At 43.1% G+C, this 19,113-nt stretch carries 16 protein-coding genes and 1 other RNA gene; 13 read left to right on the top strand and 4 right to left on the bottom strand.

What is annotated here, in order from left to right; all coding sequences use genetic code 11:
• Positions 1 to 468: 468 nt before the first annotated feature.
• The 6 genes from M3204_RS03295 to ssrA all read left to right on the top strand — a co-directional run bounded on the left by M3204_RS03295 (position 469) and on the right by ssrA (position 6,278).
• Complete coding sequence (locus M3204_RS03295) at positions 469 to 1,278, top strand: polysaccharide deacetylase family protein (RefSeq protein ID WP_251478520.1); 810 nt, start codon at positions 469 to 471, stop codon at positions 1,276 to 1,278.
• A 157-nt stretch (positions 1,279 to 1,435) separates the two neighbouring features.
• Positions 1,436 to 1,669, top strand: coding sequence for a preprotein translocase subunit SecG (gene secG / locus M3204_RS03290; RefSeq protein WP_251478517.1), 234 nt, complete (start codon positions 1,436 to 1,438; stop codon positions 1,667 to 1,669).
• A 195-nt stretch (positions 1,670 to 1,864) separates the two neighbouring features.
• A complete protein-coding gene (locus M3204_RS03285) occupies positions 1,865 to 2,611 on the top strand; it encodes an alpha/beta hydrolase (protein WP_251478515.1) in 747 nt (248 codons plus the stop codon).
• Positions 2,612 to 2,817: 206 nt separating this feature from the next.
• On the top strand, positions 2,818 to 5,187 hold the full coding sequence (gene rnr / locus M3204_RS03280; RefSeq protein WP_251478513.1) for a ribonuclease R: 2,370 nt from the start codon (positions 2,818 to 2,820) through the stop codon (positions 5,185 to 5,187).
• 131 nt (positions 5,188 to 5,318) lie between these two features.
• Positions 5,319 to 5,786 (top strand): SsrA-binding protein SmpB, encoded by a 468-nt coding sequence (smpB, locus tag M3204_RS03275; protein ID WP_251478511.1) that lies wholly within the window; start codon positions 5,319 to 5,321, stop codon positions 5,784 to 5,786.
• 156 nt (positions 5,787 to 5,942) lie between these two features.
• Positions 5,943 to 6,278, top strand: a transfer-messenger RNA (tmRNA) gene (gene ssrA, locus M3204_RS03270).
• Between the two features lie 400 nt (positions 6,279 to 6,678).
• Here ssrA and M3204_RS03265 read toward each other — a convergent pair.
• Positions 6,679 to 7,086, bottom strand: coding sequence for an LAGLIDADG family homing endonuclease (locus M3204_RS03265; RefSeq protein WP_251478509.1), 408 nt, complete (start codon positions 7,084 to 7,086; stop codon positions 6,679 to 6,681).
• Positions 7,087 to 7,405: 319 nt separating this feature from the next.
• Between M3204_RS03265 and M3204_RS03260 the strand changes: the two genes are divergently transcribed.
• Complete coding sequence (locus M3204_RS03260; RefSeq protein WP_251478507.1) at positions 7,406 to 8,296, top strand: hypothetical protein; 891 nt, start codon at positions 7,406 to 7,408, stop codon at positions 8,294 to 8,296.
• 42 nt (positions 8,297 to 8,338) lie between these two features.
• Positions 8,339 to 9,424 (top strand): hypothetical protein, encoded by a 1,086-nt coding sequence (locus tag M3204_RS03255; protein WP_251478505.1) that lies wholly within the window; start codon positions 8,339 to 8,341, stop codon positions 9,422 to 9,424.
• A gap of 142 nt (positions 9,425 to 9,566) precedes the next feature.
• Here the strand turns inward: M3204_RS03255 and M3204_RS03250 are convergent, their stop codons facing one another.
• A complete protein-coding gene (locus M3204_RS03250) occupies positions 9,567 to 10,628 on the bottom strand; it encodes a multicopper oxidase domain-containing protein (RefSeq protein ID WP_251478502.1) in 1,062 nt (353 codons plus the stop codon).
• Between the two features lie 731 nt (positions 10,629 to 11,359).
• Positions 11,360 to 12,106 carry a YwaF family protein gene (locus M3204_RS03245; protein WP_251478500.1) on the bottom strand — a complete coding sequence of 249 codons (747 nt, stop codon included), beginning with the start codon at positions 12,104 to 12,106 and terminating at the stop codon, positions 11,360 to 11,362.
• Between the two features lie 132 nt (positions 12,107 to 12,238).
• Between M3204_RS03245 and M3204_RS03240 the strand changes: the two genes are divergently transcribed.
• Positions 12,239 to 12,673 carry a DUF2935 domain-containing protein gene (locus tag M3204_RS03240; RefSeq protein ID WP_251478498.1) on the top strand — a complete coding sequence of 145 codons (435 nt, stop codon included), beginning with the start codon at positions 12,239 to 12,241 and terminating at the stop codon, positions 12,671 to 12,673.
• Positions 12,674 to 12,894: 221 nt separating this feature from the next.
• Positions 12,895 to 13,458, top strand: coding sequence for an FAD-dependent oxidoreductase (locus M3204_RS03235; RefSeq protein WP_251478496.1), 564 nt, complete (start codon positions 12,895 to 12,897; stop codon positions 13,456 to 13,458).
• Positions 13,459 to 13,598: 140 nt separating this feature from the next.
• On the opposite strand, the gene M3204_RS03230 is transcribed toward M3204_RS03235, so the two are convergent.
• Complete coding sequence (locus M3204_RS03230; RefSeq protein ID WP_251478494.1) at positions 13,599 to 14,186, bottom strand: DUF6944 family repetitive protein; 588 nt, start codon at positions 14,184 to 14,186, stop codon at positions 13,599 to 13,601.
• Positions 14,187 to 14,408: 222 nt separating this feature from the next.
• Here M3204_RS03230 and M3204_RS03225 point away from each other — a divergent pair, with 222 nt between their 5' ends.
• From M3204_RS03225 to M3204_RS03215, 3 genes are all read left to right on the top strand, one after another.
• Positions 14,409 to 14,837 carry a cell wall hydrolase gene (locus M3204_RS03225; protein WP_251478491.1) on the top strand — a complete coding sequence of 143 codons (429 nt, stop codon included), beginning with the start codon at positions 14,409 to 14,411 and terminating at the stop codon, positions 14,835 to 14,837.
• Between the two features lie 274 nt (positions 14,838 to 15,111).
• Entirely contained in the window at positions 15,112 to 15,567 is a 456-nt protein-coding gene (locus M3204_RS03220) for a MarR family winged helix-turn-helix transcriptional regulator (protein ID WP_251478489.1), read from the top strand.
• Positions 15,568 to 15,569: 2 nt separating this feature from the next.
• The gene (locus M3204_RS03215; protein ID WP_251478487.1) at positions 15,570 to 18,689 is read left to right on the top strand and encodes an MMPL family transporter; all 3,120 of its coding nucleotides are present in this window, start codon (positions 15,570 to 15,572) and stop codon (positions 18,687 to 18,689) included.
• Positions 18,690 to 19,113: the final 424 nt, after the last annotated feature.

The raw sequence follows: 19,113 nt of genomic DNA, 5'->3' as shown, positions 1-19,113 counted from the left end.
GAAAGGTGATTTAATGAATATTTCCGGAGGAGCATCAGGTCAAAATGTCTAAGAAAGGTGATTTAATGGACATTTCCGGAGGAGCATCAGGTCAAAATGTCTAAGAAAGGTGATTTAATGGACATTTCCGGAGGAGCATCAGGTCAAAATGTCTAAGAAAGGTGATTTAATGGACATTCCCGGGGGTGTATCGGGTCAAAGTGTCTAAGAAAGGTGAATTTATGGACATTCTGAAAAAATGAGCTATTTAATATGAGAGCTTGTCCTTTAAAATAGACAAAAAGGTAAAACGATGTGGGCAAAAAAAGAGGCAAATCCAAAATTCTTCCCGTCATCTAAAACAAGTACACGTAAAACACACCCCCGCTCTTAAATGGTAAAAATAGGCATCCCTCAATACATGAAATAAACTTGCTCATAATCCATAATACTATAGCTAAACTCACCTAAGATGGGAGCTGGTTTAATATGAAAAAGTTCCTGCTTGTTACAATCTTGATTTTCTTTTCACTACCATCATTCGTTTCGGGGATTGTGATAGCCACAGCTGATCAAAAACCTGCCGAGACAGGTTCATCGACTAAAAAGTCCAAGAAAAAAGAACCATCCTCAATCAAACGAGCAAAATATGAAAAAACGGGGCATGTGTTCTGGGATATCCCCGTGGAGGAGAAGCTTGTAGCTTTTACCTTTGATGATGGCCCGGATCCTACATTTACCCCGCAAATCCTGGATGCATTAAAGAAATATGATGCCAAGGCTACATTTTTCGTGATTGGCGAAGAGGCAGAAAGATACCCGGATATCATAAAAAGGCAGGCGAAAGAAGGGCATGAAATCGGTAATCACACCTATCGGCATCATTTCCGTGATGGCTACTCACCTGCTATGCTGAAAAAAGAACTCGAGAAAAATGCTGAGGTAATTAAAGGCTACACTGGTCTCACACCATCCCTTTTCCGGCCGATTGCCGGCTATTATGATAAGGAAATTGTGGATACCGCCATCGAGGGCGGCTACAATGTGATCCTCTGGTCATGGCACCAGGAAACAAGGGATTGGAGCAGACCGGGCGCCGCAAAAATCACCAAAAATGTAATCTCCGACACACGTCCGGGAGATGTCATCATTTTTCATGATGCAGGGGGAGATCGGTCACAAACGGTTAAGGCAGTAGAGGATATACTCGAGATTTTATATAAAAACGGCTATAAATGCACAACGGTTTCGGATATGCTCTACAGGTCAAATTCGATCCTGCCGGCTCCGTTACGCTAAATACAGGTAAAACTCATAGAAAGACTTAAGAGAAACACAATTTGTGTTTCTTTTAATTTGATTATTAAATTCGTAACTATTCGGACAAGTATTGTTTAGTTCCTGAAAATGTGATAAATTTAAAATACTGTTAAGCAGTTTTATCGGGAGGTACGTCATGCATACATTTTTAACTATTCTTTTAGTGATCGTGAGCCTGGGACTTATCTTAGTTGTCCTTCTTCAGTCAGGAAAGAGTGCTGGTCTTTCAGGTGCGATTTCCGGCGGCGCTGAGCAATTGTTCGGTAAGCAAAAGGCACGAGGTCTTGATCTTGTCCTTCACCGCGTCACTGTTGTTCTTTCTGTTTTATTCTTTGTTCTGACTATGGCCGTTACTTATTTCAAGCTATAATACACACAATGACCCGGCTTCAATAGAGGCCGGGTTTTGTTGTGTTTATGGAGCAGCAAAACATCACATATTTCTATAAATTATGGGTATTTACATATATAAAGGGCTTTTAATTGGAATGTTAACAGCAGGTTTGTTAAAACTAAGGAAGATATTTAATTCATTTTTGATTAGTAATATAGAGGGAGTAGGAAAATGAGAAAGTTAGTACCAAGACCTTTTACATTTAAAGCTGGAAAAAGAGCAGTATTGCTGCTGCATGGATTTACTGGTAATTCTGCAGATGTCAGGATGCTGGGCCGATTTTTAGAAGGGAAGGGATACACATCACATGCCCCGATTTTCAAAGGACATGGTGTGCCGCCTGAAGAGCTGATACATACTGGTCCAGAAGACTGGTGGCAGGACGCGCTGACTGGCTATGAGTACCTCAAAAGTGAAGGCTACGAGGAAATTGCTGTTGCTGGACTGTCGCTTGGAGGTGTCCTTTCACTAAAACTCGGGTATACAATGCCATTAAAGGGAATTGTCCCAATGTGCGCCCCGATGCACCTTAAGACAGAAGAATTGATGTACCGCGGCGTTCTGGAATATGCGAAGGAATACAAGAAGATGGAAGGCAAGACTGAGGAACAGATTGAAGCTGAAGTTAAGGACCTTGAGAAAAAATCGATGGCTACCTTAAAGGATCTTCAGGAGCTGATAAAAGAGGTTAGAGGCAGTATCGACCTGATTTACACTCCAACCTTCGTTGTCCAGGCACGCAATGATATTATTATTGATCCGGATAGTGCAAATATAATTTTTGACAACATCGAAGCCGAACATAAAAAACTCAAGTGGTATGAGGAATCCGGGCATGTCATCACGCTTGATAAAGAACGTGACCAGCTGCATGAGGATGTTTATGCGTTTCTAGAATCATTAAATTGGAAAGAATAATAAGATAGAACTCTAAACAGGAATATCTTCGTATTGGATGTTGCTTTCTGTATATCCGTATTCAGCAGGGCATCGAGATCTTTTCGAGGAAGTTTCTGAACCAGGATGAAAGAAAAACCGTAAAAATCCGGTAGCTGATTTTTACTTACAGTCGAGTGAAAGCACATTAGTTTACGAAAAGAGCGTTAATAAAGGAGGGATTTTATATGGAAGAAAATATTAAAAGCCATATAGACAGGCTTTTACATTATATGAAGGATGAGGCTTATAAGCCGCTTACCGTCCAGGAGCTTGAGAGTGCTTTTGGAATCCAGGATTCATCGACATTCAAGGATTTTGTAAAGGCGCTTGTTGTCATGGAGGAAAAGGGGCTTGTCGTCAGGACACGCAGCGACAGGTACGGACTTCCTGAGAAGATGAATCTAGTTCGAGGCCGTTTGAGTGCCCATGCGAAAGGGTTCGCTTTTGTAATCACGGAGGAGCCTGGCATGGATGATATTTTCATCCCGCCGAATGAAACGAACAATGCCATGAACGGGGATACCGTTTTAGTGCGTGTTTCTTCGGATAGCTCCGGCCAGCGCCGTGAAGGTACTGTCGTGCGCATTTTGGAGCGAGGCGTTTCACAAATCGTCGGTACTTATACCGAGAGCAAGCATTTCGGGTTTGTGCTGCCGGATGATAAGAAGTTTGCGAGTGATATTTTCATTCCGAAAGAAGCAGGAATGGGTGCAGTTGAAGGACATAAGGTCGTTGTGAAATTGACTGCCTATCCCGAAGGGCGCAAGAGTGCCGAGGGTGAGGTCGTTGCAATCCTTGGCCATAAAAATGACCCGGGAGTAGACATTCTTTCGGTTATCCATAAGCAGGGATTGCCGACTGAGTTCCCTACAGAAGTACTTCAGCAGGCAATTGAAGCACCTGACCAAATCAATGAGAGCGAGATTGCCAATCGCCGTGACCTTCGTAACGAGGTAATTGTTACGATTGACGGCGCTGATGCAAAGGACCTTGATGACGCTGTCCAGGTGACAAGGCTTGAGAACGGCAACTATAAGCTTGGAGTCCATATTGCCGATGTTACTTATTATGTAACCGAGGATTCACCGATTGACCGCGAAGCAGAGGACCGTGCGACGAGTGTGTACTTGGTTGACAGGGTTATCCCGATGATTCCTCATCGTCTATCAAACGGGATTTGCTCGTTGAATCCGAAGGTAGACCGCCTGACCCTGTCATGTAATATGGAAATCTCTCCTGATGGCCAGGTCGTTAACCATGAAATCTATCAGAGTGTCATCAAAACAACGGAGCGGATGACGTATTTTGATGTGAATAGAATTCTAGTCGATAAAGACGAAGAAACGCGTTCCCGCTATGAATCCCTTGTTCCGATGTTTGAAATGATGGAAGAACTTGCGGCCATCCTTCGCAAAAAGCGAATGGAAAGAGGAGCAATCGATTTTGATTTCAAGGAATCTAAGGTTCTTGTCGATGAAGAAGGTCATCCTACAGATGTTGTCCTAAGGGAAAGATCTGTTGCTGAAAAGCTGATTGAGGAATTCATGCTAGCAGCGAACGAAACAATTGCAGAGCATTTTCACTGGCTTGATGTTCCCTTCATCTACCGTATCCACGAGGATCCGAAAGAGGATAAGCTAAGGAAATTCTTTGATTTCATCACAAACTTTGGCTATCTAGTCAGAGGTTCGGCGAATGGCGTACACCCACGGGCACTCCAGGAAATCATCGAGGAAGTCCAAGGGAAGCCGGAGGAAATGGTTGTTTCAACTGTGATGCTCCGTTCGATGCAGCAGGCAAAATATTATCCGGAAAGTCTGGGCCATTTCGGGTTATCAACTGAATTCTACACCCACTTCACATCGCCGATCCGCCGTTACCCGGATTTGATTGTCCACCGATTGATCAGGACTTATTTAATCGAAGGCAAACTGGATCAGGCCACAAAGGAAAAATGGAACGCGATGCTTCCGGATATCGCTGAACATTCATCCAACATGGAACGCCGCGCAGTTGAAGCAGAACGTGAAACCGACGAGCTGAAAAAAGCGGAATACATGGAAGACAAAGTTGGCACTGAATACGATGGCATCATCAGTTCGGTAACGAATTTTGGAATGTTCGTCGAGCTCCCGAATACCATCGAAGGACTAGTCCATGTCAGCTACATGACGGACGATTATTACCGATACGAAGAACGCCAGTTGGCGATGATTGGCGAGCGTACCGGAAACGTCTTCCGCATCGGTGATGAAATCACTGTGCGCGTCATCAACGTCAACAAAGATGAGCGTTCGATTGACTTTGAGATCGTTGGCATGAAGGGAACTCCGAGACGTGAGCGCCCAGCTGCTCCAAAGATATTCAAGACTGGCAGCAACCTGAAGAAGCCGCGCAGTGGTAAAGAAGAAGAAGGCAAGCAAAGAGGCGGACGTGGCGGATCAGGAGGCGGCAGCAGAAATGGTGCCGGATCCGGTTCAAAGCCGAAGAGCAAAAAGAAAAAGTTCTTTGAGAATGCTCCAGCCGCTAAACGCAAATCTAAAAAGAGAAAATAAGCAACTTGGAAATTGAGAGCTCCTGCCTACAAGGGGCTCTCTCTTGTCCTGTAAGCCAACGTGTTTGCGCTTTTCGTTGTGGGAGCAGGGGTTATTTGCTAAAATGATAAACAAAAGAAGGGGGAAGTTTTATGCCAAAAGGTGAAGGGAAAGTCGTCGCGCAAAACAAAAAGGCGAACCACGATTATTTTATTGAAGACACATATGAAGCAGGGATTGTCCTCCAGGGTACTGAGATTAAAGCAATCCGTGGCGGTCGTGTCCAACTGAAGGATTCATACGCGAGGGTCCATAACGGTGAAATGTATCTATACAATATGCATATCAGTCCTTATGAACAAGGAAACCGTTATAACCATGAACCGTTAAGGACGAGGAAGCTGCTGCTGCACAAACGCCAGATCGCCCAGTTGATCGGTGAAACGAAGGAAGCAGGATTTACACTAGTGCCCCTGAAGCTTTATCTGAAGAATGGATTCGCAAAGGTTTTAATCGGTCTTGGTAAGGGTAAAAAGAACTATGACAAGCGTGAAACTCTGAAGAAGAAGGAAGCAGGCCGTGATATCGAGCGTGCATTCCGCGAACGCCAGAAAATGTAACCATGTCAGCTGAGGAAGAGTGTACCAGTTGAAAAAAACACTCAATGTGATATAATGAGAACTGTCACCAGCGAGTGACAACATAACTTATGCTCGGCTTTCCGAGTTCTCCTAACGTCTGTATCACAGATACAGCAACCTTTTATATGGGGACGTTACGGATTCGACAGGGGTAGTTTGAGCTTAGGTGGCGAGTCGAGGGGATCGGCCTCGTTAAAACGTCAACGCCTATAACTGGCAAACAAAACAACAACTTCGCTTTCGCAGCTTAATACTGCATAGCGGTTCGCCCCTCCATCGCCCATGTGGTAGGGTAGCGGACTCACTCTAAGTGGGCTACGCCGGATTCCACCGCCTGAGGATGAAGGAAGAGAACAACCAGGCTAGCTGGCCGGCCGCCTGTCGGTAGGCAAAAGGACCAGCGAAGCGCCAATATGCCGACTACACTCGTAGAAGCTTAAGTGCCAATATCTTTGGACGTGGGTTCGATTAGTAATTAGTCGCCTTGTGTGGCAACATGCAAGTGAAAATCCGGCTTTATCGGTGAAACCTAAGTCGCTTAGCGCGATAAGGCAATGCCGAGTGGTATGTGGAGCAATCCAACAGCCATGTATCGACTTATAGGCTGCCAACCTGGCAGTACTAGGATGCGTGATCTGCCCGGGAGTCCGGGTAAAACTAAATCTCGCATAAGACGCCGGAGGACCTGGTCAAACAGGTTCATGATATAGTCAGTGCCATGACGAAAGCATGGAATAGCACGTCCCACCGTCTCCACCAATACATATATTGGTGGATTTTTATTTTTTGTGTGACCTAAAGCATAAGTTTGCCAAATGGCAGGCTTATGCTTTCTTTTATTATATAAGTTAACTATAAAACCATAGTCTTTTTAAATCCTAAAGAAAAAGTCTTCAAATTCTATTTTTGCTTTTAACATTTCGGGTTTATATTTGCCATTGCGTGGAGTAACTAACTCGTAATGATTTAATATCCACAATGCCCGTATTCGCTTTCGATCGATTCTTAAAAAAGGGTGTATTTGTTTTAATGTGGATAGTACCTCAAATTTGTTTTTAATACTTAAAGTATAAGAGGATTTGTGAACTTCTGGTCTATAATTCTTCTTATTATTTATTACTCCTCCAATTAGTGACTGGATATACATCAAAAGTTCCTTATCTGTTGAAGCAATAGTAATGGTTGGTCGACGGTGTTCCTTTTCATGCATCCTTGTTAGAGTAATGGTGCCTTCTCCATCTATAATACCTGCAATATAGCTTGCTTCCCACGCTTCCACTTAATCTTCCTCCCTTCCTCCCTTTCTTACTTAAAATAAAACATATGTTCTTATATTTATTTTATCTGAAGTATAACTTGTTGAAAAGATACTTCACTTTTCATAGTTTATTCATCTCCAAAGGAGTCAGTTTCTCTCCATTCGACAAATACAAATAGTCCCATAACCAAGGAAAATGGACTCAACTATAATAAAATCAGCTTGGGTTAAAAGCACTCTTTCGTTTTAAAGGAGCAAACAACCGACAAAAAATTGTATAACCCTGTCGAATGCTCTCCATGGAAGTGATGAATCCCTGCTTCCGAAAGGGGGTGAGATAGTGCGCATCCGGCATTTTATTTTGATGGGTGTTTTTTTAGGGGGGGCCGCTTTCTTTCCGAATAATGCATTGGCAGAGAAAAATGGTTCATCCGGTCAGCCGGTACCTCATAATTCTGAAGTACATAATCAAATTTTACCTAAAGCCGTTACTCCAGAGGCCTCGAATAAAGCAGTCCCCGTTAATCCTGATAACGTGAATAAGAAGCCAGACCTGGTGACTCAAAAACCAGAACAGAAAAATGATATCCAGAAAACCCAATTAATTAAACCTGTTCAAAAGTTACCAGACAAGACGAATAGGAGCAATGAAAAGGTCATTCCTTCTATTAAAAAGAAGATGAAGGCTGGGAAACCTCCTGAACCTGCTGTAAAGGAGAAAGGCCGGGCACCGACTCAAGCAGTGCCAAAAGCTGTCACTGCTAAGTTTACAAAGGCCACCAAGATACTTTCTCCAATTCAAAGGAATTACGAGGAACATCAACCCAGCCACTCTCCTGGCGGAAATGCCAAGCCAGATGTTTTTATAGAAAATGATAAGCTTTCAGTATCAAAAAAGAAAAGCAGTTCCCTGAATTTGGTGGAGAAATCCTTAATGGAGGACAAACAGAAAACTCCATTTGACAATAGGAAGAAACCTAGAGTTATTGACATCATGAGTAACCCTCCACAACGAACGCAATCTCCTGGAGGGCAAACAAATGAACAGATCAGCGCAGGGGCAGGCTCAATAAGCTTTATTACAAATTGGATTGACTGGGATGAAAATTTTGGTTGGAACTTTGGCCAAATTTATACTTCCCGCCAGGCTAAGTACTGTCATCAATGGATCAATGCCCCACCTTCACCACCGCCAAAAGAAGCTCCTTTTTTCTTAACGTTTATTGCTTAGTTAGCTAAATAAAAACGATAATTTAAAGGGAGTAAAATGAGAATGAAAAACTTAAAGAAACTTGTAAAATCTTTCGTCGCAACCACAGTATTGTCTTTTGGCGTCATTTCAGGAGGCCATTTCACTGAAGCCGCTTCACTTGATAAAGCAAAAACGGAACCTGTTAAAGCTGTTCAAGTAAACAGTCAGCAAAATTTACATGCTAGCGAAAAAACAACTCCTGCTGAGGTACCTGCTCAGCACGAAGCACGAGTGAAGCCTGAGGTTCCTGCTCAGCCAAAAGCAGAAGTAAAGCCAGAAGTTTCCGCTCAGCCTAAAGCAGTAGCGAAAGCTGAGATCCAACAAAAGAAAGAAGATAGAAGCGTAAAATCTCAGGCAAGTGTACATGCCAGTGAAACAGCAAGAATCCATGCTTCCCAAAACTCGGCGATTTTTGCGAATAGCTCATCGGAAGAAGAAAAGACCGAAGATGAAGTCCTAACGGAATATTTTTTTGGGACTGATTCAGCTACGGCTATACCGAATCCAGCGGGGAATGATTTTTACCTCGGCAAGTTGGGATATGGAAGCGTGGTTCAATTTGACGCAGGCACAGGCAGCGGAAAATTTTTCAGCAGTGCAAGAGCAGAGGAAGCTGCATATGTTTATGGTTATTGGTTTTTAACAGGTATGCAACAGGCGCCCGCAGGAACTTCTGCAAGTGAGTGGGGGGCACAGCAGGCAAAATTGGCACTAGAAACCTATGAAGCTATGAAAAGTGTCTATGGTTCGAAAGCAAGACCTGTTATCTTTATTGATGTAGAACCGGCTTTAACAGGTACGAAAGAGTATGACTATGCAAACAATCAAGCGATATATACCGCTTTTGTCAATTATCTGAATCAATATGGTGAAGGCGTTAAGCCTGGTACCTATTCCTCACAATGGAGCTGGGAAGTTTCAATGGGAGAATTTTCGCCAAGCACTCCGGGAGCTTACTGGGTGGCCTATTACCCTGGTGACATTCCTGAAGATTTAACAATCAGCAATCCAGACTGGGGCAATTTCCCGGGAACAACCGAAAAAGCACAAATTTGGCAGTACTATGGCGGATACAATGACTATAATGTTGCTTGGCAACTTCCGTAACGTAACAGAGAGTCGGTAAGTTTAGCGAAAACAGCCTTTAGATAAAACAAAGCAGTTTCCTATTAGAAAGGAAACTGCTTTCTTTCGTTCCAATTTAAGGACTGCCTGTTTGTCGGGGCTGACCAAGGCGCTTGCGCTACTCTTAATGCCCAGCTGTTGCACTTCCGTCATCCTTCCCATCCTTTGTTACCTTAATCATTCCAACAGCGCCCTTGGTGACATGGTTAAATTGATGAGTGACGATTGGATAGTTACCTTCTTTTGTTACCGTAAACTCGACTACTGCACCACCACTCGCAGGTAACATGACTGTTTGTATTCCTTTCATATGATTAAACGGATTTCCATCGATATAGACATCATCAAATATCGTTCCAACAACATGGAAACTACTGACTTCATTTGGACCGACATTGTTTACGTAAAGACGAATTCGGTCACCAACTTTTGCTAAAAGAGGAGTATCTACTAAACCTCCTACCACGCCATTAGTGTTAAGTTGTCCTTCCTTTAATGCCTTGGTTGAAAAAACAACGTTGCTTGGCACTCCATTAGTAAAATCCTCTAGATCGTTATACTTATACCATTCATTTTGGATAATTAAAAATTCGCGATTGATTTTACCATCATTTGGATAGCCATCCTTTGGCATCACAATCATTGTTCCGTGCATTCCATTTGCAATATGTGATAAAACCGGCTTTGTACCACAATGATACATAAATACACCAGGTTTATTTGCTTGGTACGTAAAGAAACCGCTTTCATTTGGCATAACATCAATAAAATCCTTAGAAGGAGCTGCATGTACTGCATGAAAGTCCATACTATGAGGTATAGAAGGGTCCATATTGATTAATTTAAAATTAATGATGTCACCTTCCTTCACGACCACTACAGGACCAGGAGCTTCACCGTTAAATGTCCAAGCTTTATACATATTTCCTTTAGAGATCTCGATATCCGTGATTTGTGCCGTCATTTCTACATTCACTTCATTTTCGCTAACTCGTTCAATTTTTAAAGGTACCGGCGGTTGATTTACATTTTCATGTGGGCCAAAGTTGTTAGAGGTGGCAGCAGAAGCGGTTATTTTTGAATCATTTGTTTGTTGTGGGTTTTCTGAAGACGAAATTGTACTGCAAGCGGTTATGAAAAAAATCATAACTGAAAAAAATGTGTAACTTAATAGTTTTAACCTCATTTTCCTTCCTCCTATTTACTAATATTTACTTAAAGACATTTCTTGAAATAATTTTATCCTTTTGAAAATTCTAATATCGTGATTGGCATCACTGTTTTTATGGCGTAAAACGAACGATGTGTGAACTGTTTTCTAGTCTCTGAGACCTTTGTCACTCTGTTGTACTATAGATAATATACATACATTAATTACGCTAAATAAAGTTATATCAAAAAAGCATTGATGTTTTGAAAAATATCTAAGTTAACATTTTGTGAGAATTCTTATATAAAAAAAATTAATATCTCTTATTCACGTTGGTGGAGGGGCTTGGCTTTCGGAAACAGGCAATCATCGTACTCTGCCAATTCCAACAAGCAGCTATACTTGATAGATGAGGTGAGTGGAAAATTCATATATTAACTTCTTTTTATTGTTAGGAATAAACGATAGGGAGGGGGTTTTTCATATTTATTTTGAAAAGAGCTGCTCTCGCAATGAAAATCTCATGAACCTACATACTTATTGAATTTAAAAGAATTAAGAGAATAAAAAAGATTTTAAATAAAGGCTGTTTTCGCATATGGAAAAAAGTTGCTCTCTTGCGTTGTTTCTGAACCAAGAAAACTTTAAAATCCAGAAGCCACTTCTTACTTTTTTGTTCAACAATCTTAAGGATCACAGAGTAATACGGAATATAAAGTATAAGCGTAAGCAATAATCAAGGTGATAACAGCCATAAAGAAAGAGCATTACCTCGAATCAGAAGGCAATGCTCTTTTACTTTCCATTTTGGATATTACCCAAAACGGCAAATACAAAATCAAAAAGGTAATGAACGCAATTCCTTCCAATGAAAGGATATACCATGGCCATGGTCCTAAGTAATCAATGAGGGAGGGGTTTACAGGCTTTTCGGAAATGTACATATAATTACCTTCAATCAGATAGTTAACTATGAAAATAATTACTGTATAAGCGTTTAACCATAAAAACGCCCTCCAAATTGACCTTCCAGTTGGCTTGTACCCTTCGACGAAAACCATGAACAGATTGGCTATCACCGTTCCTCCGTGAGAGATGAAGAAATGGATATAGCGGTAATGGGGAAATGTATACAGGCTGATGTCAGGTGTAAGCATTGCTTGCAGCGCACTGCCGACGCCTACAAAATAAGTGAATTCAAATAATGCATACCTTTTTGTGAGAAGCAAAATGGCGGAAAGAATGAGCGAGATACTGCTGAGATGTAGAGGCAAGGAATATTGGTATCCCCAATACCCACTCCACCACAGCCATGCTTGAAGGCTTAATTCTGAGATGATCAAGATCAGAAATAACCCAACGCGTGAAACTCGATTTATTTTAGTTGTCCTTAATGGCTTACGAAACAAGAACAATAAGATAATGGTAATTAGAAAAGCAGCCAGCGTTAAAAGATGAGCATTTGAAAACAACTGGAATACACTTTCCTTGCCAGGTTCAAAAAATTGTCGCATAGTCCGTTCCCCATTCGTGTAAAAGAGTATTTTTTCCAAATGGCTTTCCCTTACTTTAACATATTCCAAATAAGCATATGTAAGGAATTAAAGACATACATTTCATACGATTAGAATTTGAGGGGGGAGATAATGCAGTTTTACTATGGACATCAAATGCCCTTGCGAATTTTGGATGAAGCGGAATTCTGGAAGCATCAGGAGGAGGAACACACCGTTGTCATCCGCGAGCTGACGCCGGATTTAGAACAAAAGTATGTTGATTCGCTAAAACAGTGGGAAAAGGTATTAGGGAAGACGAGGCATCAAGTATTGAGGTTTATTGAAACGGTGACAAGGTCAGGCAATTACATACCTGCCCAGCTCCATCAGCACGTCCTGAAGTTAACCTCCTATTATCTTCAGCAAAGCCTGGATTTTATCAAACTTTGTGAGCAAATTAAAACAGAAAGCGAAGCTGTGAAAAACAACCCGACAGCAAAGGTTGTATTGGATCATATCATCCGGGAATCCGAATATTTTGTTGGTATTGCACAGGCTTTGTTGTATCAGCAGCAGACGAATTAATAATGTTAAGGAAGGTCGGCTGGATACTACGGTCGCCATTTTTGATGGATTCGTGGATAAAAGTAGAATAGTACCGCTACTTAAGCAGGAGGACTGCGATGTGTCAGGCTCATCCAACAGGGTGAGCTTTTTTGCGATAAAACTCCTAGTTTTAAAATATTCGCTTACAGAAAGAAATCTGATATGATTATATTGCAATAAATAAAAGGAGGGATTTTCCTATGTATGATGTAGCAATTATCGGAGCAGGCCCGGCGGGCGGAAGCGCAGCTATTTTTGCAGCAAAGGCTGGCAAGAAGACAGTTGTTCTAGACAGCAACAAAAGTGTAACGAAGCGTGCATGGATGGAGAACCACTATGGTGCTCCTGCAATCGCTGGCCCTGATTTAGTTGAAACAGGAATCAGCCAGGCGAAAAAGTTCGGTGCGGAATTTGTGGTAACGACCGTAACTGCTGTGAATAAAACAGAAAATGGTGTTAAGATTGTAACGGAAAACGGAGAATATGAAGCGAAGCATGTCATTCTTGCAACAGGCATGATGACAGATGTTGCGGAAGCATCCGGCCTAAAAACGAAGGACGGCACCGAACCTAGAATCAAGACGATTTTCGACGTCGATGCTGCTGGAAAGACGAATGTGGAAGGCGTATGGGCAGCAGGCACTTGCGCGGGTGTAAGCATGCATACAATCATTACAGCAGGCGATGGTGCCAAGGTTGCGATTAACGTTATCAGTGAATTGAATGGCGAACGCTATGTGGATCATGATGTATTGAAAGCGTAAATTGAACAAGCCTTGCAGTAGTACTGCAAGGCTTGTTAGATTTAGTTGTTATAAGTAAATTGGCTTCTCTTCAAACTTCCCATCTTCATCGTATATCCTCAGTTGCTGTATAACTTTTGAAAAACATTTTAAATTCACCCTTACATAACTTTAGGAAACAAAAATTTTTCTGCTTTATCACCAGTTTCATCCAGAAGTTTTTTGCTGATCCCGATCGCCTGGATAACGGACCCAGCAGCCTGGATCCAGCTTCCGGCTGTATTGATTTTTTCGCCCTCGCCTCCGCTCAGCTCAATGATGCCGGCTATGGCTTGCATGGAATTTCCGATGACCTGAAGTATGTTTCCATAAAAAGCATAGAATATCTCTGTAGATGGGGGTTCTCCCAGAGTCTCCGAGAGTGCGGCACTGCCGCCGGCTGCCTGCATAAGGTTGCCTTTAATATCCAGGTTTTGTGCCGTAACTTCATCCAAATCAAGAACGATCCCGGCAACAACTGTCACATTTCCAAGCGCCTGAATTTGATTGCCGATTTTATTCAATGTGTAATGTTCTTCGCTGTCGGCCATAATTGAATTCCCGGTTGCCTGCAGGACGTTTCCCCAAAGGTTGAAGCTTGTCAGCTGGCTCTCAGTAAAATGTTTAAATGGAGTACTTCCAACCGCCGCAAGTATTGTTCCGCTCGCCTGGACCCAGGCACCAAAGAGCTCTTTCTGTTCGTTTTCCATAAAAGATCGCCGTCCTTTGATTCCACTAACATCTTATACAAAAACGGGAGTATTCGTTAAAGTGGGCAGGGTTTAAACAGACGGAAAGGAACCCAAAATAAATCCGTATAGCCCGAGCCATCAGAAAATATGATTAGTAATGAAGGAGTGTAGCCTCATCGTAATGGGGAAGCTTATTTTCAATTTTTATGAAAAAGCTAAAAAAATGGTGGAGGTTATGCCATGGCAGTAGTAAAGCATACAGAAGCGGACTTGAATTTGCTGGCGAGACTGTTAAGAGCGGAAGCTGAGGGTGAAGGCCTGCAGGGGATGCTGATGGTGGGCAATGTTGGAATCAATCGGATCAGGGCGAATTGTTCTGATTTTAAAAACTTGCGGACCATTCCGCAAATGGTCTATCAGGAGCATGCTTTTGAGGCAGTGCAAAAAGGGTACTTTTATCAGCGGGCAAGGGAATCAGAAAAGAGACTGGCAAGACGGGCTATCAAAGGAGAAAGGATATGGCCGTCCAAATTCGCCTTGTGGTATTTCAGGCCGCCAGGTGACTGTCCTCCTACGTGGTATAACCAGCCGCTTGTCGGGCGCTTCAAGCTTCACTGTTTTTATGAACCAACAGGTGCCGAGTGCGAAAACATTTATAATACGTTTTAAGATTGTGGCTGCCTCAGATTGTTGACGGATAGTCTCATTTTTTGCATTCTACCACTCTAACTTATTAAATCCTGTTGATTGGAGTGGAAAGCGAAGCGCCTGGAATGGAAATCAACAGACTAGTTTCTAAGACTGTCCATAAAAGGGCAGTCTTTTCTTTTCGTAAAAAATATTGACATCAAAAACCAAGAGTATTAAAGTTAAAAAGGTTAATAGTTAAATAGTTGAACAGTTAAACGAATGAATAAGTTTTTCGAGAGGTGAATATATAAATATGTGTGAAAAATCGATCAAGGAATTGGTGGATCATTACATCAATGTGTCTTTTTCAGTTAACAAAATCGCCGAGGGTCTTGTAAAAGAGCAGATTGGATCGGATTTGACGAACGACCAGCATTACACATTAAGGTATATCAACAAGGTTGGCACATGTACCTCTTCTGAGCTTGCTGAAGTATTTGATGTAAAGAAAAGTGCGATTACCGCAATCATTACCCGTATGTGGGAAAAAGGGCTGATTCAGCGGACTCGCGATGAAAACGACCGCCGTGTCGTCTACTTAACCTTGACTGACAAAGGAAATGAATTGTTCCTGAAGACGGAGGAACGGATCCAGGCACTGGTAGAATCTTTTATTACAAGATTTGATCAGAGTGAAGTCGTCCAGTTCCTGAAGACGTTCGACAAGCTGAATGAAATTTTAACAGAAAGAAAGAGTAAGGTGGAATAGCCATGTACTTCATAATTAAACAGAAATGGTTTGTCATCCTCGCATGGATATTGATTGCTGCAGGATTGTTTTTGGCTGCGCCGAATATGGCGGAATTAGTTCGGGAAAAAGGTCAGATTACCGTTCCGGATGAATACTCGTCCACTTTAGCTGGGAAAATCATGGACGACGTCCGGAAGCAGGAAGGCGGCGGGGATGAAACCCAGGTTGCGCTTGTCTTCCATGATGAGAAGAAACTGACCCAGGCTGAAATCAAGGAAGCGGAGAAAGCGATCCGCGAGCTTGAAGATAATAGTGAGAAAATCGGAATTACGGACATCCTCACTCACTTCAATGAAGAGAGCCTGGAGGAACAACTCGTATCCGAAGATGGGAAATCGATTTTAGCATCGGTAACGGTCAGCTGGAATGAGCGCGAACCGAGTGAAGTCAGCAAACTTCTCTATGAAACGATTGAGGATGTTGATGTAGATTATTACTACACAAGCCAGTGGCTCATCAACGAAGATTTGATGAACAGCTCTGAGGAAGGGTTGAAGAAAACAGAGGGCATCACGGTTGTGTTTATCCTTGTCGTGCTGCTTCTCGTATTCAGGTCAGTGATCGCGCCAGTGATTCCGCTTTTGACAGTAGGATTCTCCTACCTTGTCTCTCAATCTATCGTCGCGATGCTAGTGGATAAAGTCGATTTTCCGATTTCCAACTACACGCAGATTTTCCTTGTTGCCGTACTTTTCGGTATTGGAACAGATTATTGTATTTTATTGCTCAGCCGCTTTAAGGAAGAGCTTGCTCACAATGAAAGTGTAGCTGCGGCCATTATCGCAACCTACAAAAACGCAGGGCGTACAGTGTTCTTCAGCGGCGTAGCAGTGATGATCGGCTTTGCTGCAATTGGATTCTCACAGTTCATCCTGTATCAGTCGGCTGCTGCCGTAGCGATTGGAGTCGCGATGCTGCTGGTCGGATTATTCACGATCGTGCCATTCTTCATGGCAGTGTTAGGCCAAAAGATATTCTGGCCTTCGAAGAGAAGTGCAGAGCATGGCGAAAGCAAACTCTGGGGGACTGTCGGCAGCTTTTCACTGGCACGCCCGTTCCTTAGTTTGTTGATTGTTGCTGCTGTGTGCGTTCCATTCCTGATTGCCTATGACGGAAAGCTAAGCTATAACTCATTGGATGAAATCGGCGGCGATGTGAACTCAATCAGGGCCTTCAATGCGATTGCAGACAGCTTTGGGCCAGGGGAATCCATGCCAACGCAAGTCATTTTGAAAAATGACGAAAGAATGGATTCAACTGAATATATCGAAATAGCCGAGAAAATCAGCCAGGAATTAGAGAAGGTAGATTTGGTCGATACAGTCCGTTCCGTCACAAGGCCGACAGGTGAACCAATAGAAGACTTCTTCGTTTCGAAGCAAGCGGAAACACTCGGATCTGGTCTTGGAGAAGGAAAAGATGGCCTCAACAAAATCAGCGAAGGCTTGCAGGAAGCCGAGAGCGAGCTTTCAAAATCAGCTCCTGAATTAGAGGGTGCAGCCGATGGCATCAACGCGCTCATCAATGGAACAGGAGAAATCAAATCGGGCCTTGGTGAAATCCAGACTAACCTTGCGAAAATCGAGAATGGCATCCGCCAGGGTTCTGCCGGATCTGACCAGCTGAAAGCAGGACTTGCAGAGGCGAAAGCAGGTGCGGAAGAGTTGCTTGCTGGCTATAAACAGCTTCAAGATGGGTATGAAGGAATGCAAGGCAATTTGGCCCAACTTGAGGCGGGATATAAAAAAGCTGGTGATGGATTAGCGCAGCTGTCAGGCGGAATCTCACAAACCAATGAAAAGCTCTTTGGTTATTTGGAAAATAGAGATGAAAGTCTAAAAGCAGATCAAAACTATCAGCAGTTGAAAGGCACACTTGCTGTTTTGCAACAAAAACTGACTGAAACATCGGCTGGGATCAACCAATTAAACCAAGGCCTAACCCAGCTTAACGGCGGCATGGCCCAGGCAAACACAGGATTTGCAACTGCCCTTTCCGAACAGGAAAAATTCGGTCCAGGGCTCCAGCAGCTGATCGATGGTATTGAACAACAGCAGCAGGGCTTGGACCAGCTGGCGAATGGCCAGGGTCAGATAGTTGCTAACTTCCCTAAATTGACGAATGGTCTGACTGGGATCAATGCAGGACAGCAGCAGCTGCTTGCAGGCTTTGGAGGTCTCGGCGGCCAGCTTGGCCAGCTGACAGATGGACTGAGCAAAAGTGCGGAAGGTTTAAACCAGGTTTCAGAAGGACTGGGATCTGCACAGGAATACTTGTCAGGGCTGGCAGGATCTAATTCTAACAGCTTTTATCTCCCTGCCGACGTCCTGGAAAATGAAGAATTCGCACAGGTTTTCGATGTCTATATGTCAGAGGACCGCAAAGTGATGACAATGGACGTTATTTTCGAAGCGAATCCATATTCAAATGAAGCAATGGCACAGGTTGATGAAATCAAGGCTGCTGTGGACCGGGCAACGAAAGGAACGAAGCTCGAGAACGCGGACGTTGCGGTTGGAGGAATTACGAGCACGAACGCTGACCTTGATACCATGTCTGGGCAGGATTATTCCCGTACAGTCGTGCTGATGCTGTTAGGAATCGGCATCATCCTTGTGTTCTTATTCCGCTCACTCATCATGCCAATCTATATGATCGGATCATTGATTTTGACGTACTACACTTCAATGGCGATTAACGAGGTAATCTTCGTGGATATCCTCGGGTACTCAGGCATTAGCTGGGCCGTTCCGTTCTTTGCCTTTGTCATCCTTGTTGCTCTTGGCGTTGACTATAGCATCTTCTTGATGGACCGATTCAATGAATACAAAGAGCTATCCATTGCAGATGCAATGCTGCTGTCAATGAAGAAGATGGGGACAGTTATCATTTCTGCGGCAATCATCCTGGGCGGTACATTCGCAGCAATGATGCCATCAGGAATGATGTCACTGCTCCAGATCGCATCGATCATTCTTGTCGGCTTGTTCTTATATGCGTTTGTCATGCTGCCGCTGTTCATTCCGGTATTGGTAAAGAACTTCGGCCAGGCAAACTGGTGGCCATTTAAAAGAGCATAGATTTAAATTGCAAAAGGCTGTCCGAGAGGGCGGTCTTTTGAATTTGGCCTGTTAAATAAGGCAGTTGATTTTCGTTCCAGGCGCTTCGCTTTCCGCGGGGCTGGCGCTGAGCCTCCTCGGCGGGGTCTCACCTGACCAGCTAAGCCCGCAGGACACTGATTGAGCTTCCTCGAACCAGCCCACGCACGAAGGAAATGCGTTAGCATTTTCTGAGGAGTCTTCGCGCCTTCCACTACAATCAACAGGTTTTAAAAACAACATTGGGCTTTAACAGAGCCTTGAATTTAGATAAGGTAGCGGTTTTGCAGGATTTTTATCAGTAAGCATATTTAGAAAATATTCAAAGTAATGGTCTGAAGGCATTACAAGAACTGAACCTGATTATGAGTGAACAAGGATAACCTATGTCGAGAAAGAATAGAAT

Source organism: Mesobacillus subterraneus, assembly GCF_023715485.1.
GTDB lineage: Bacteria > Bacillota > Bacilli > Bacillales > Cytobacillaceae > Mesobacillus > Mesobacillus subterraneus_B.
Note: the sequence above shows the minus strand (reverse complement) of the source record. Positions and strands in the feature narration are given on the sequence as shown.